Annotated in this window: 10 protein-coding genes; 2 read left to right on the top strand and 8 right to left on the bottom strand. The window is 60.6% G+C overall.

Annotated features, from left to right (window positions below):
- Positions 1-38 precede the first annotated feature (38 nt).
- From ihfB to gyrA, 8 genes are all read right to left on the bottom strand, one after another.
- A complete protein-coding gene (gene ihfB / locus A3714_RS12690; protein ID WP_062817701.1) occupies positions 39-389 on the bottom strand; it encodes an integration host factor subunit beta in 351 nt (116 codons plus the stop codon).
- Between the two features lie 68 nt (positions 390-457).
- Positions 458-2,140, bottom strand: a complete 1,683-nt coding sequence (gene rpsA / locus A3714_RS12685) for a 30S ribosomal protein S1 (protein ID WP_062817700.1) — start codon at positions 2,138-2,140, stop codon at positions 458-460.
- Positions 2,141-2,322: 182 nt separating this feature from the next.
- On the bottom strand, positions 2,323-3,006 hold the full coding sequence (cmk, locus tag A3714_RS12680; protein ID WP_063509417.1) for a (d)CMP kinase: 684 nt from the start codon (positions 3,004-3,006) through the stop codon (positions 2,323-2,325).
- The gene (locus A3714_RS12675; RefSeq protein WP_063509416.1) at positions 3,003-5,270 is read right to left on the bottom strand and encodes a bifunctional prephenate dehydrogenase/3-phosphoshikimate 1-carboxyvinyltransferase; all 2,268 of its coding nucleotides are present in this window, start codon (positions 5,268-5,270) and stop codon (positions 3,003-3,005) included. The genes cmk and A3714_RS12675 overlap by 4 nt, the downstream gene beginning before the upstream one ends.
- Before the next feature lie 128 nt (positions 5,271-5,398).
- The gene (gene hisC / locus A3714_RS12670; protein WP_063509415.1) at positions 5,399-6,511 is read right to left on the bottom strand and encodes a histidinol-phosphate transaminase; all 1,113 of its coding nucleotides are present in this window, start codon (positions 6,509-6,511) and stop codon (positions 5,399-5,401) included.
- 199 nt (positions 6,512-6,710) lie between these two features.
- Positions 6,711-7,793, bottom strand: a complete 1,083-nt coding sequence (gene pheA / locus A3714_RS12665) for a prephenate dehydratase (protein ID WP_063509414.1) — start codon at positions 7,791-7,793, stop codon at positions 6,711-6,713.
- Positions 7,794-7,805: 12 nt separating this feature from the next.
- A complete protein-coding gene (gene serC, locus A3714_RS12660) occupies positions 7,806-8,888 on the bottom strand; it encodes a 3-phosphoserine/phosphohydroxythreonine transaminase (RefSeq protein ID WP_063509413.1) in 1,083 nt (360 codons plus the stop codon).
- A 173-nt stretch (positions 8,889-9,061) separates the two neighbouring features.
- Positions 9,062-11,818: a DNA gyrase subunit A gene (gene gyrA / locus A3714_RS12655; protein ID WP_063509412.1), complete on the bottom strand. Its 2,757-nt coding sequence runs from the start codon at positions 11,816-11,818 to the stop codon at positions 9,062-9,064.
- A gap of 326 nt (positions 11,819-12,144) precedes the next feature.
- Here gyrA and A3714_RS12650 point away from each other — a divergent pair, with 326 nt between their 5' ends.
- Positions 12,145-13,488: a TRZ/ATZ family hydrolase gene (locus A3714_RS12650; RefSeq protein ID WP_062817693.1), complete on the top strand. Its 1,344-nt coding sequence runs from the start codon at positions 12,145-12,147 to the stop codon at positions 13,486-13,488.
- A 13-nt stretch (positions 13,489-13,501) separates the two neighbouring features.
- On the top strand, positions 13,502-14,200 hold the full coding sequence (gene ubiG / locus A3714_RS12645) for a bifunctional 2-polyprenyl-6-hydroxyphenol methylase/3-demethylubiquinol 3-O-methyltransferase UbiG (protein ID WP_062817725.1): 699 nt from the start codon (positions 13,502-13,504) through the stop codon (positions 14,198-14,200).
- The last annotated feature ends 107 nt before the right edge of the window (positions 14,201-14,307 follow it).

Below are 14,307 nucleotides of genomic sequence, written 5' to 3'. Positions count from 1 at the left end.
TCTTTACTGGCCAGGACGCTGCCAGGCGATAACGGGGTTTAGTTAACCGCAGCCTGATTGCCGCTGGCGCCATTATCAACACCTTCACCACTGTCTTCATGCAGTGAATCGTTAACGCGCTCGCGCAGCTCTTTGCCGGGTTTGAAGTGGGGAACGTATTTGCCGTGCAGCTCGACGCTGGCACCGGTCTTGGGATTGCGTCCCACGCGGGGCGCACGAAAATGGAGGGAAAAACTGCCGAAGCCGCGTATTTCGATACGACCTCCGCCGGCCAGAGAATCGGCCATCTGTTCGATAAGCGTTTTGACTGCCAGCTCCACATCCTTGGGCGACAACTGGTTTTGCCGATCGGCAATCCGCTCAATCAATTCCGACTTGGTTAACGCCATTACAGCCTGCTCCCTGGGCTCCCAGCCCAGTGGGACCGGCACGATGCCGGTCCCCGGGAGGAGCCGTATTATGACTCGTTGCTGCTTTCCATCTGCTTCTTGATCAGGTCACCGATGGTCTTCGGCGCATTGGCGTCCTGCTGTTCAGACAGTCCGTCAATGGCTTCACGCTCGTCGGCCTGGTCCTTCGCTTTGATGGACAAGCTCAGAACACGGTTCTTGCGATCAACGTTGGTGATTTTCGCTTCCACTTCGTCACCGACGTTAAGCACTTCGGTCGCATCGTTAACGCGGTCGCGGCTGATTTCGCTGGCACGCAGGGTACCTTCCACGTTCTCGGCAAGCTCAACGGTGGCTGCTTTCGCGTCTACCGATTTGATCACGCCCTTGACGATTGCGCCCTTGTCATTAGCAGCAACATACTGAGCAAACGGATCGTCTGTCAACTGCTTGATACCCAAGGAAATTCTTTCGCGCTCTGCGTCGATGGACAGAACCACGGTTTCCAGCTCGTCACCCTTGTTGAAGTTACGCACGGCATCTTCGCCCTGCTCTTCCCAGGAAATGTCGGACAGGTGCACCAGACCGTCGATGCCGCCTTCCAGACCGATGAAGATACCGAAGTCAGTGATGGACTTGATCTTGCCGGAAATGCGCTCGCCTTTCTGGTATTTCTGCTCGAAGGCATCCCACGGGTTGGACTGGCACTGCTTGATACCCAGGGAAATACGACGACGGTCCTGATCGATGTCCAGGATCATCACTTCCACTTCGTCGCCGATCTCTACAACCTTGGACGGGTGGATGTTCTTGTTGGTCCAATCCATTTCGGATACGTGAACCAGACCCTCTACACCCTCTTCGATTTCGGCGAAGCAGCCGTAATCGGTCAGGTTGGTCACCTTCGCCTTCACGCGAGTGCCTTCCGGGTACTTGCCCACGATATCGTGCCACGGATCTTCGCCCAGCTGCTTCAGACCCAGGGAGACACGCATCTTCTCGCGGTCGAACTTGAGTACCTTGACGTCGATTTCCTGGCCAACTTCCACGATCTCGCTCGGATGCTTGATGCGCTTCCAGGCCATGTCGGTGATGTGCAGCAGGCCGTCGATGCCACCCAGGTCCACGAACGCACCGTAGTCGGTCAGGTTCTTCACGATACCCTTGACTTCCATGCCTTCCTGGAGGGTTTCCAGCAGCTGCTCACGCTCGGCGCTGTGCTCGGCTTCCATCACGGCACGACGGGAAACCACCACGTTGTTGCGCTTGGGATCCAGCTTGATGACCTTGAAATCCAGCTCTTTGCCTTCCAGGTGCGCCACATCGCGTACCGGACGGATGTCTACCAAGGAGCCCGGCAGGAACGCACGGATCGGGCCGATATCGACAGTGAAGCCACCCTTCACCTTGCCGGAAATCATACCTTTTACGATCTCGTCTTCGTCGAAAGCTTTTTCCAGCTCGCCCCAGACTTCGGCGCGCTTGGCTTTTTCACGGGACAGGCGGGTGAAGCCCATGCCATCGTCGATGGCGTCTACGGCTACATCAACTTCATCGCCTTCAGCGATTTCCAGCTCGCCTGCCTCGTTAATGAATTCTTCGCGGGCAATAATGCCTTCGGATTTCAGGCCTGCGTTAACGGTTACCCAGTCGCTATCGATGGATACAACAGTACCCTTGATGATGGAGCCACGGGCAACGTCCAGGTCCTTAAGGCTTTCTTCAAAGAGATCAGCAAAAGATTCGGTCATGAAATTCACTCTGTATTTAAGTCACATGCCAACCAGCAGACATGGGTTAGTCAACGAAAGCGATCCACCCTCCCCCAGCTGGCTTACTTTTTCAGGGTCGAGCAGATCAACCGCTTTTACACAAAATCAGAATCCCCCCTCGACACGGATTGCCGAAGGAGTTCGATGGCGTGTGTGCTGCCTTACACCAGTTGGCGGGCGGCAGCCTCATCAAGAATCCGGTCGACCACGTCATCAACCGACAGGGTGGTGGAATCTATCACCACGGCATCGTCTGCCGGGCATAGAGGTGCCACCTCACGGTTCATGTCACGGTCATCCCGGGTGCGGATGTCCTCAACGAGGGTCGCGAGGGTAGCACCAAAGCCCTTTTCCTTCAACTGCTCAAAGCGCCGTCTGGCGCGCTCTTCAGCGCTGGCGGTGAGGTAAATCTTGAGGGGGGCGGAGGTAAACACCACGGTGCCCATATCGCGGCCATCAGCCACCAGGCCGGGGGCTTCGGCAAAGGCACGCTGGCGGGCCAGCAGGGCATCACGGACCGGCTGCAGCACGGCAACCTGGCTGGCCAGCTCGCCGACGCTTTCCTGGCGGATGATGTTGGACACATCCTCACCGTCCAGAATCACCGCCGTATCCCCCTGCTGCTCCACAAAACGGACCGGCAGGGACTGGGCCATGGTCACCAGTGCCGCCTCATCATCCAGGGCAACCCCTTGATTTCTCGCGTGATAACCCAGCACCCGGTAGAGGGCACCGGAATCCAGCAGATGCCAGCCAAGACGGGCCGCCACCAGACGGGCCACGGTCCCTTTTCCGGAGGAAACCGGTCCGTCGATGGTCAATACAGCGGTGGACGGAGCAGTCATTTCACCTCCAGGTTCAGGCCCGCGTGGGCTGCCAGCTGGGCAAAGCCCGGGAAGCTGGTCGCCACATTGGCGCAGTCATTGATCGTAATCGGGCCAGAGGCGCGCAGGGACGCCATGGCAAAGCTCATGGCAATGCGGTGATCGCCGTGGGACTGGATCTCGCCGCCAGCAAAGGGGCCACCGCTGATGCGAATGCCGTCCTCGAAGACCTCGTGATCCACGCCCAGCGCGGCCAGACCGTCCGCCATCACCTGGATGCGGTCGGATTCCTTCACCCGCAGCTCTTCCGCCCCCCGCAGGATGGTATCCCCTTCGGCGCAGGCAGCAGCGATGAAGATGGCAGGGAATTCGTCGATGGCCAGCGGAACCAGCTCCTCCGGGATGTCGATGCCCTTGAGCGGTGCGGATTTGACGACGATGTCAGCCACCGGCTCACCGCCGGCATCTCGCTGGTTTTCCAGGCGGATATCCGCCCCCATCAGCTTGAGAATGTCGATCACGCCGGTACGGGTCGGGTTGATGCCCACGTGGGGTAGCGTCAGCTCACTGCCTTCGGCAATGGAGGCGCCCACCAGGAAGAAGGCCGCCGAGGAGATGTCCGCGGGCACCTCCAGCTTGCAGGCGGTGAGTGTGCCACCACCGGTCAACGCGCTGGTAGCGCCGTCGCGGCGCACGTCATAGCCAAAACCACCCAGCATTCGCTCGGTGTGATCGCGGGTGGGGGCCGGCTCGGTGACCGAGGTTTCACCTTCCGCATACAGGCCACCCAGCAGCACGGCGGATTTCACCTGGGCGGAAGCCATGGGCAGGTCGTAATGGATGCCCTTGAGGGGCTGACCACCGCGAATGCGCACCGGCGGCCGGCCTTCGTTACCCGTGGTGATCTGCGCCCCCATGTCACGCAGGGGGCGGGCCACCCGCTCCATGGGGCGTTTGGACAGGGAGGCATCGCCGGTGAGCTCCACATCAAAGGCCTGTCCGGCCAGCAAGCCGGTGAGCAGGCGCATGGAGGTGCCGGAGTTGCCCATGTAGAGCGGTTTGCCCGGTGCCTTGAGACCGTGCAGACCCACCCCGTGAATGGTGACCTGGCCGTTGTGGGGGCCTTCGATAACCACGCCCATATCGCGGAATGCCTGCAGCGTTGCCAGGGCATCCTCGCCTTCCAGAAACCCTTCCACCCGGGTCACGCCCTCGGCCAGGGAGCCGAGCATGATGGAACGGTGGGACATGGATTTGTCGCCGGGTACCCGTACCCGGCCAGTGAGTCGGCCACCCGGCGTCACCACAAAGGTGGGGTTGGCATGCTTGCTATGAGAGGCACTGTGAGTGGTGCTGTCTGTCATGGTTGTGTCGTCACCTGAATGATGGGCGCGGGTATAGGAGGTGCGCTCGTTCATGGCCAAAAAATGGGCCCGGGCCGAATTGGCGCGGGTCATGATGCCCATCAGGGCATCGGAATCATCGTCGCTGACCGCCTGGCGGAAGCGGGAAATACCGTCGCTGAACAGGTCCAGGGACTGCAGCAGCGCGGCCTTGTTCTCACGAAAAATGTCGTGCCACATCAGCGGATCGGAGCTGGCGATACGGGTGAAGTCGCGAAAACCGCCGGCAGCATAGCGGAAGATCTCCGTGGAGTCGCCCTGCCGGGCCAGGGTATCCACCAGCGAAAAGGCCAGTAGATGGGGCAGATGGCTGGTTTCCGCCAGGACCTGATCGTGGTAATCCGGCGCCATCTGCAGCACTTCCGCCCCCATGGCGGTCCAGATTGCCCGCACCCGGGCAGTGGCCGCCGGGTCCGTGGCCTCGGTGGGGGTCAGGATGACCCGGTGGTCCCGGTACAGATCCGCATCGGCAGCACCAACGCCGCTCTTTTCCTTGCCGGCAATGGGGTGACCGGGCACGAAGCGGGAGACATGCTCACCCAGTGACTCACGGGCCGCGGTGATCACATTGCCTTTGACACTGCCACCATCCGTGATGATTGCCGTGCGGGACAGGCCCGGTTTCAGCGCACTCAACACCTTGCCCATGGCCGAAACGGGCGTGGAGACAAACACCAGATCGGCGCCCTTGACCGCTTCAACCAGATCCTGGCTGCCTTCATCGACCACGCCTAGGGCGATTCCGTGCTCCAGGGTGCGCGCCGAGCGGGAACCGGCCACGATGGACCTGGCCAGACCATTCTGGCGGGCAGCCGCCGCAAAGGAGCCGCCGATCAGACCCAGGCCAATAACGGCAATGCGGTTGAAGAGGGGTTCAGACATGACAAACGCCTCCGGTTCGCATTGTAGGAGTACCTCTCGAGGTGCGAACCGAATCTGGCACGGCATGTCGCAAGCAAGTTCGCACCTCAAGAGGTGCTCCTACAGCGGGTATTTCCAACGGTTTGGCGTTACCCATCCGTCATTTCCTTCAACACATGTTTGAGGGCTTGCAAGAAACGCTCGTTCTCGCGGCTGGTGCCCACGGTCACGCGCAGGAAGTTCGGCATGCCGTAGCCTCCCAGAGGACGCACAATCACGCCTTCGCGCAACAACGCCTGGTACACCGGCATGGCGTCGCGGCCACAGTCGAAGGCGATGAAGTTGGCCACCGAGGGAATCTGCTCAAGATGCAGCTTTTGCAAGCCCTCCGCGATTTGCACCAGGCCGCTGGTGTTTTCACTGCGGGAGTTCTCGATGTGATCGTCATCGGACAAGGCGGCTTCGGCTGCCACCATGGCCGGAGTATTGACGTTGAACGGCTGGCGCACCCGGTTCAGCACATCGGCAATCTGCAGATTAGAGACGCCATAACCGATGCGCAGGCCGGCCAGGCCATGAATCTTGGAGAAAGTCCGCGTTACCACCAGGTTCGGGTATTTTTGCAGGCGCTCGATGCCATTCGGGTAGTGGCTTTCTTCCACATATTCGAAGTAGGCCTCGTCCAGCACCACGATCACCCGCTCAGGGATGCGCGACAGGAACTCGTCCAGGGCGTGGGCGTTAAACCAGGTGCCCGTGGGGTTGTTCGGGTTGGCCACGAAAATCACCCGGGTGCGTTCAGTCACCGCCTCGGCCATGGCGGCCAGATCGTGGCCATAGAGATTGGACGGCACTGCCACCGGCCTGGCATTACAGGCCAGGGTCACCAGCGGATACACCGCAAAGGCATACTCGGAAAAAATCGCTTCATCGCCGGGCTGCAGGTAGGCCCGGGCGATCAGGTCCAGCACATCGTTGGAGCCGTTACCCAGGGTCAGCTGACGGGTTTGCACCCCCAGCTTTTCCGCCAACGCCGCCTTCAGGGAAAAACCCGCGCCATCCGGGTACAGGTGCAGCTCATGCAGGTGTTTGAGTGCATGCAGGGCCTTGTGACTGGCGCCCAGAGGGTTTTCGTTGCTGGCCAGTTTGACGATGTCGGTGAGACCCAGCTCCCGTTCCAGCTCCTCGATGGGCTTGCCCGGCTCATAGGGCTTGAGCTGCTGAACGCCACTGTTGGCAAGTTCGATGTAGTCGCAAGTCATGATGACTCCTTTGCCTGCCTGAGCGGCACGCCTGGCGAATTCAATGGGTTCTATCTAACGCTTGGCGCTTGGTGCCATCCACGGGCATCTTCACCAAGCACGCCTCAAAACCACTGTAGGAGCCATGCTTGCATGGCGAATTACCGAAACCTTCGCCATGCGAGCATGGCTCCTACGGTCACACTATCCTGAATACGGGCTACAGCACTGCCTTGGGGTACGAGCCCAGCAGCTTGATGGTGTTGCCGGCTGCTTCCAGCTTGTCCAGCACGGGCTGCAGCTTGCCATCTTCCTTGTGCCCTTCGCAGTCCACGAAGAACACATAACTCCAATTGGACGTCCGCGAGGGCCGGGATTCAAGGCGGGTCAGGTTGATACCTTCATCCCGGAACGGTGCCAGTACCTCATAAAGCAGGCCCGGGCGGTTCTTGCCGCTGATCATCAGGCTGGTCTTGTCGTTGCCGGACGGCGGGGTGTCCTGGCGGCCGATGATGATGAAGCGGGTGGTATTGTCCGGACGATCTTCGATGTTGCGCTGCACCGCTTCCAGGTCATACAGCTCTTCGGCCATTTCCCCGGCAATGGCCAGGGCATTCCACTCGTCCTTCAGGCGTCGGGCCGCTTCCGCGTTGGAGCTGACGGCAATGCGCTCGACCCCCGGCATATGGGCATCCAGCCACTGGCGGCACTGGGCCAGGGTCTGCTGATGGGAGTAGACCCGGGTCACCTTGTCACGGCGGGTGTGTTCACCGGCCAACAGGTGATGGTGGATACGCAGCTCCACTTCGCCACAGATTTTCAGGCTGGAGGTCATGAAGGTGTCCAGGGTGTGGTTGACCACCCCTTCGGTGGAGTTTTCCACCGGCACCACCCCGTAGTGAGCGGCCCCGGCTTCCACTTCCCGGAAAACCTCATCAATGGCACCGAGCGGGACGCTTTCCACCGCATGACCGAAATGCTTGAGCGCCGCCTGCTGGGTAAAGGTGCCTTCCGGCCCCAGAAACGCCACTTTCATGCGCTGTTCCAGTGCCAGGCAGGCGCTCATGATTTCACGGAAAAACCGCGCCATGGTTTCGCCATCCAGCGGCCCCTGGTTGCGCTCTTTGACCCGGCGCAGCACCTGAGCTTCCCGCTCCGGACGGTAGAACACCGGGTTGGGATTCGTGGCGATCTTCACCTCGGCCACCTTGTGAGCCAGGGTGGCACGCTCGTTGAGCAGGTCCTGCAGCCGCTGGTCCAGCTGGTCGATCTGATCACGCAAATTTTCGAGAGATTCGGTCATGGCGGTCCCCGCTCAGCCGTTGCGTTTTTCGAAGTCCGCCATAAAGGCGATCAGCGTATCCACTGCGGCTTCCGGTACCGCATTGTAGATACTGGCGCGCATGCCCCCCACGCTACGGTGGCCCTTCAGGTTCAACAGGCCGGCCTTGTCCGCTTCGCTGAGGAACTGTTTGTCCAGGTTGGCATCGGCCAGCACGAAGGGCACATTCATCCAGCTGCGGCTGATTGTCTCCACCGGGTTGCTGTAGAAGCCACTGTTATCAATAAAACCATACAGCTTTTCGGCCTTGCGCTGGTTGGTTTCTGCCATGTTGGCCACCCCGCCCTGCTTTTTCAGCCACTGGAACACCAGACCGGCCAGATACCAGGCGTAGGTGGGCGGCGTGTTGTACATGCTGCCATTGTCCGCATGGGTCTGATAGTTGAGCATGGCAGGCACATGGGCACCGGCCTTGCCAAGCAGGTCCTTGCGCACGATGACCAGGGTCAGGCCAGCGGGGCCGATATTCTTCTGGGCGCCGGCATAAATGAGCCCGAACCGGTTCACGTCGATGGGCCGGGAAAGGATGGTGGAGCTCATGTCTGCCACCAGCGGGCTGTCACCCACCTCGGGAATAAAGCTGTACTCCAGCCCCCCGATGGTTTCGTTGGGGCAGTAGTGCACATAGGCCGGGTTGGCAGACAGCTGCCAGCTGTCCTGGGGCGGCACGGTGGTGAAATTGGTGTCTTCGCTGCTGGCGGCTACGTTGATGTTGCCGTAGCGGCCCGCTTCCTTGATGGCCTTCTTCGACCACTGCCCGGTGTTGATGTAATCCGCGGTTTGCCCTTCGCCCAGCAGGTTCATGGGCACCATGGCAAATTGTGTGGAGGCACCGCCCTGCAGAAACAGCACGGCGTAATCCTCGCTGATACCCATGAGATCGCGCAGATCCTGCTCCGCCCTTTCGGCAATCTCCACGAACACCTTGTCCCGATGGCTCATTTCCATGATGGACAGGCCCATGCCCTGGTAGTCGAGCATTTCCTGACGGGCCTGCTCCAGAACGTCCGTCGGCAGCGCCGCGGGACCTGCGCAGAAGTTATAGGCGCGGGACATGCATTTTCTCCGTGACTAGATTGAAAGTAGCAAACCGGTTAATCAAAGAAGCCCGGTAACACCGGGCTCGGGTTGTTGCTTAAAGTTTCATACGAAGCCGCTGTAGGAGCGTCGCTCGCGGCGCGATAATGCTTGATGCGAGTAAATCGCGCCGCAAGCGACGCTCCTACAGGTTATTCCTCGGCGTCGTCGGAGGCGTCAGACTCCGGTGCTTCAGAAGTGACATCCCCTTCTTCCAGCACTTCGCCGTCTTCGATGTCTTCCTCGTCGCCTTCCAGCTCGGGGATGGTGGCCAGGCCACACAGTTTCTCGCCCTCGCCCAGACGAATCAGGCGCACGCCCTGGGTGTTACGGCCGGACGTACTGATCTGGTCCACACCGGTACGCACCAGGGTACCCTGGTTGGAAATCAGCATGATGTCCTCGCCACCGAACACCTGGGTGGCACCGACCAGTTCACCGTTACGCTCGTTGATCACCATGGCAATCACACCCTGGCCACCACGACCTTTGGTGGGGTACTCGGTGAGCGGGGTACGCTTGCCGTAGCCATTTTCGGAAGCGGTCAGGATCTGGCCCTCTTCCTGCGGCACGATCAGGGAAATCACGTCCACCCCTTCGGCCAGCTTGATGCCACGCACACCACGAGCCAGACGGCTCATGACGCGCACCTTGGACTGATGGAAACGCACGGCCTTGCCGTTGCGCGCCACCAGCATCACATCTTCATCGCCGTGGGTAATGGCCACATTCACCAGATGTTCGCCTTCCTGCAGCTTCACGGCGATCAGGCCGGAGCTGCGCGGACGGGCAAAGTTGGCCAGGGCAGTACGCTTGACGATGCCGCTGGAGGTGGCCATGAAAATAAACGGACCCGGCACGGTATCGACCACGGCCTCGGCCTCATCGCCGTCTACCGTCTCGTCGATCACCTCATCCGCATCAATCACATCGTCTTCGTCCGCTTCCGGTTCCACGCCGGCGGCTTTCTGCTGACGCACCATTTCCGCGTCCAGACGCAGGATGGCGGTAATGCGTTCGTCATTGCCCAGGGCCGGCAGCAGATTGACGATGGGCTTGCCACGGGACGCGCGCCCACCCTGGGGCAGCTCGAAGGTACGCAACCAGAACACCTTGCCCGCGTCAGTGAACAGCAACAGGGTGTCGTGGGTACCCGCCACCAGCAGGTGCTCCACGTAATCCTCGTCTTTGAGCTGTCCCGCAGACTTGCCGCGTCCACCACGTTTCTGCGCCCGGTAGGTATCGATGGGCTGCATCTTGGCGTAACCCCCGTTGGACAGGGTCACCACCACGGTTTCTTCAGCGATCAGGTCTTCCATGCTCAGATCAAGACGGGACGTGACAATTTCGGAACGGCGCTCGTCGGCATATTCCTCGCGGATCGCTTTCAGCTCGTCACGAATGACCTGCATCAGGCGCTGCGGGTCCGCCAGGATCAGCATCAGCTCGGCAATCTGCTCCAGCAGCTCCTGATAATCACTGATCAGTTTTTCCCGCTCCAGGCCCGTCAGCTTCTGCAGGCGCAGATCCAGGATCGCCTGGGCCTGTTCCGGGCTCAGGTAATACAGGCCCTCACGCAGGCCGTACTGCTCGTCCAGGCCATCCGGACGGGCCGCATTTTCACCACCGGCACGTTCCAGCATTTGCATCACGTCGCCGGGAGTCCAGCCCTTGGCCAACAACTTCTCTTTGGCTTCCGCGCCGCTGGGAGAGCCCTTGATCAGCTCGATCACCGGATCGATGTTGCTCAGAGCGACCGCCAGACCTTCCAGCAGGTGGGCCTTTTCCCGGGCCTTGCGCAGTTCGAATACAGTACGACGGGTCACCACTTCCCGGCGGTGACGGATAAAGGCATCCAGCAATTCGCGCAGGTTCAGGGTCTTCGGCTGGCCATCGACCAATGCCACGGTGTTGATACCGAAAACCGTCTCCATCTGGGTCTGCTGATAGAGATTGTTCAGCACCACTTCCGCGTTTTCGCCACGTCGCAGCTCGATCACGATGCGCATGCCTTCCTTATCGGACTCGTCACGCAGCTCGGTGATGCCTTCGATCTTCTTGTCTTTCACCAGCTCGGCGATCTTCTCGATCAACCGTGCCTTGTTCACCTGATAGGGGATCTCGTGAACAATGATGGCTTCCTTGCCACTCTTGTCAGTCTGTTCGATTTCGGCGCGGGCGCGCATGTACACGCGGCCACGGCCGGTGCGGTAGGCCTGCACAATCCCGGCGCGGCCATTAATGATGCCGGCGGTGGGGAAATCCGGGCCCTTGATGTATTCCATCAGGTCGTCCGGCGTCAGGCTGTCGTCATCGATCAACGCCAGACAGCCATCCACCACTTCGCCCAGGTTATGGGGCGGAATATTGGTGGCCATGCCCACAGCAATACCGGAGGAGCCGTTTACCAGCAGATTGGGCACCCGGGTGGGCATCACATCGGGAATCTTTTCCGTGCCGTCGTAGTTGTCGACGAAATCCACGGTTTCCTTGTCCAGATCGGCCAGCAGTTCGTGGGCGATCTTGGCCATGCGCACTTCGGTGTAACGCATGGCGGCAGCGGAATCCCCGTCAATGGAACCGAAGTTACCCTGGCCGTCCACCAGCATATAGCGCAGGGAAAACGGCTGCGCCATCCGCACGATGGTGTCGTACACGGCGGAGTCACCATGGGGGTGGTATTTACCGATTACGTCACCGACCACACGGGCAGACTTCTTGTAGGGCTTGTTCCAGTCGTTGTTCAGCTCGTGCATGGCGAACAGCACCCGGCGGTGCACCGGCTTGAGGCCGTCGCGCACGTCCGGCAGTGCCCGTCCCACAATCACGCTCATGGCGTAATCCAGGTACGACTGCTTGAGTTCGTCTTCGATGTTGACCGGGGTAACTTCTCTGGCGAGATCCGTCATAGCGATCCTTACTTTCCACAAGTATCGGAAAAGCCCCTGCGGCTTTCCCAAGCCGGCCCCGGATCGGGGCCGATTTCACAGCGTGCCCATGGCACCCTGTGCAGTCTGTTCTTATAGCAGCCCGCTCGCTGCCGACAGCGGCGGACCGGGCGTACATTCCCGCTTCTGGCACGAAGCCCGGAAAAGCCCCGGATGATAGCACACCCGGAGGGCTTCGGCGCCATAGTCAGACGCCATTGATGCAGAGGCGACCAAACAAGGGCAAGAGCGCCTCTGACACGCTATACTGCGGCGAAAATTGCCCCACCCTCTTCAAGGAGTTGTGCATGAGCGACAATCAGGCTGACCTGATCGTCCACGCCCGCTGGATTGCCCCGGTTGCGCAGAATCAGGCGCCCCATGCCGAGGTACTGGAACACCATGCCCTGGTCGTCCGTGATGGCCAGATTGTCGACCTGCTGCCCAGCGCACTGGCCAATGAGAAGTGGCAGGCCGAGACAGTCCAGCGGCTGGACAGTCACCTGCTGATTCCGGGCCTGATCAATGCCCATACCCATGCGGCCATGAACCTGCTGCGTGGCATCGCCGATGACCTGCCGCTGATGACCTGGCTGGAAAAGCATATCTGGCCGGCGGAAGGCCAGTTCGTCAGCGAACAGTTTGTCTTCGACGGCACCCGGCTGGCAGCGGCGGAAATGATCCGCTCCGGTACCACCTGCTTTGCTGATCAGTACTTCTTCCCGGCCAGCGCCGCCCGCGCCACCGTGGAAGCCGGGCTGCGCGCCAGCCTGTTTTGCCCGATCCTGGATTTCCCCACCCCCATGGGCGGCGGCCCGGAGGACTACCTGCGCCTGGCCACCGATGCCATGGACGAGTGGCGCCATGATCCGCGCATCCAGATCGGTTTCGGCCCCCATGCGCCCTATACCGTGTCCGATGGCCCCCTGCAGAAGGTGCTGACCCTGGCCGAGGAACTGGACGTGCCGATGATGATGCACGTGCACGAAACCGCCGGAGAGATCCAGATGGCGGTGGGCAACACCGGTGAGCGGCCACTCACTCGCCTGAAGAATCTGGGCCTGCTGTCGCCGCGCCTGCTGGCGGTGCATATGACCCAGCTTACCGAAGACGAAATTGCGCTGGTGGCAGAAACCGGCACCCAGGTGGTGCACTGTCCGGAATCCAACCTGAAGCTGGCCAGCGGTTTTGCACCGGTGGAAACGTTGCGCAGGGCCGGTGTCAATGTGGCCCTGGGCACCGACGGTGCCGCCAGCAACAACGACCTGGACATGATCGGCGAGGCCCGCACCGCCGCCTTTCTGGGCAAGGGTGTGAGTCTGCAGGCGGATGCCCTGCCCGCCAGCGAGATACTGCAAATGGCTACCCTGAACGGCGCCCGAGCCCTGGGCCGGGACGACCAGCTCGGTTCACTGGAAATTGGCAAGCAGGCGGATATGGTGGCCGTGGATCTGAACCGTCTGGAGACCCAGCCGGTCTATGATCCGGTGGCACAACTGATCTATGCGGCCAGCCGCGATCAGGTAACCCATACCTGGGTTGGAGGCCGTTGCCTGATGGACAACCGCAAACTCACGACCCTGAACGAAGCCGTGATTCTCAAGAATGCCCAGCAGTGGCAGGAAAAAATTGCCGGAGCCAACAGTGACTGAACAACAACCGCAGATTCCCAATGTAGACGCTGGCGAGATCGCCAAATTCAACGCCCTGGCGGAACAGTGGTGGGATCCCAATTCCGAGTTCCGGCCGCTGCATGACATCAATCCGCTGCGATTGAACTACATCGACGAACGCGTCAGCCTGCCCGGCAAGAAAGTCATCGATATCGGCTGCGGTGGCGGCCTGCTTTCCGAGGGCATGGCCCGGCGCGGCGCCGAGGTGACCGGCATTGATATGGGGGAAGCGCCCCTGGCAGTGGCACGCATCCATGCCGAACAGGCCGGCGTGCCCGTGGAATACCGGCAGATTCCCGCGGAGCAGATCGCCCAGGAGCGGCCCGCCCAGTACGACGTGGTGACCTGTCTGGAAATGCTGGAACACGTGCCCGACCCGTCATCCGTGATTCGCGCCTGTGCGGCTCTGGTGAAACCCGGCGGACAGATTTTCTTCAGCACCATCAACCGCAATCCCAAGGCCTTCCTGTTTGCCATCGTCGGTGCCGAATATGTGCTGCGATTGCTGCCTCGCGGTACCCACGAATACGCCAAGCTGATCAAACCCTCGGAGCTGGCGGGCTGGGCCCGGGACGCAGGCCTGGAAGTGAAAGACACCACCGGTATGGTCTACAACCCGCTGACCCAGGTGTACAAGCTGAACCGGGATGTGTCGGTGAACTACCTGATGCACGCTGTCAAAGGCGAATAAATTTCTCCCTGCAGGAGCGCCGCTTGAGGCGCAAAGCGAGTAACGAGGTTCGAGTTGCGAAAAGCAAAACCGGTTGCGCTTTTCGCAACTCGTTACTCGTACCTCGA

The sequence above is a fragment of the Alcanivorax sp. HI0007 genome (assembly GCF_001635525.1).
GTDB lineage: Bacteria > Pseudomonadota > Gammaproteobacteria > Pseudomonadales > Alcanivoracaceae > Alcanivorax.
The sequence above is the reverse complement of the archived record's forward strand: the minus strand, read 5'-3'. Positions and strand labels throughout refer to the sequence as shown.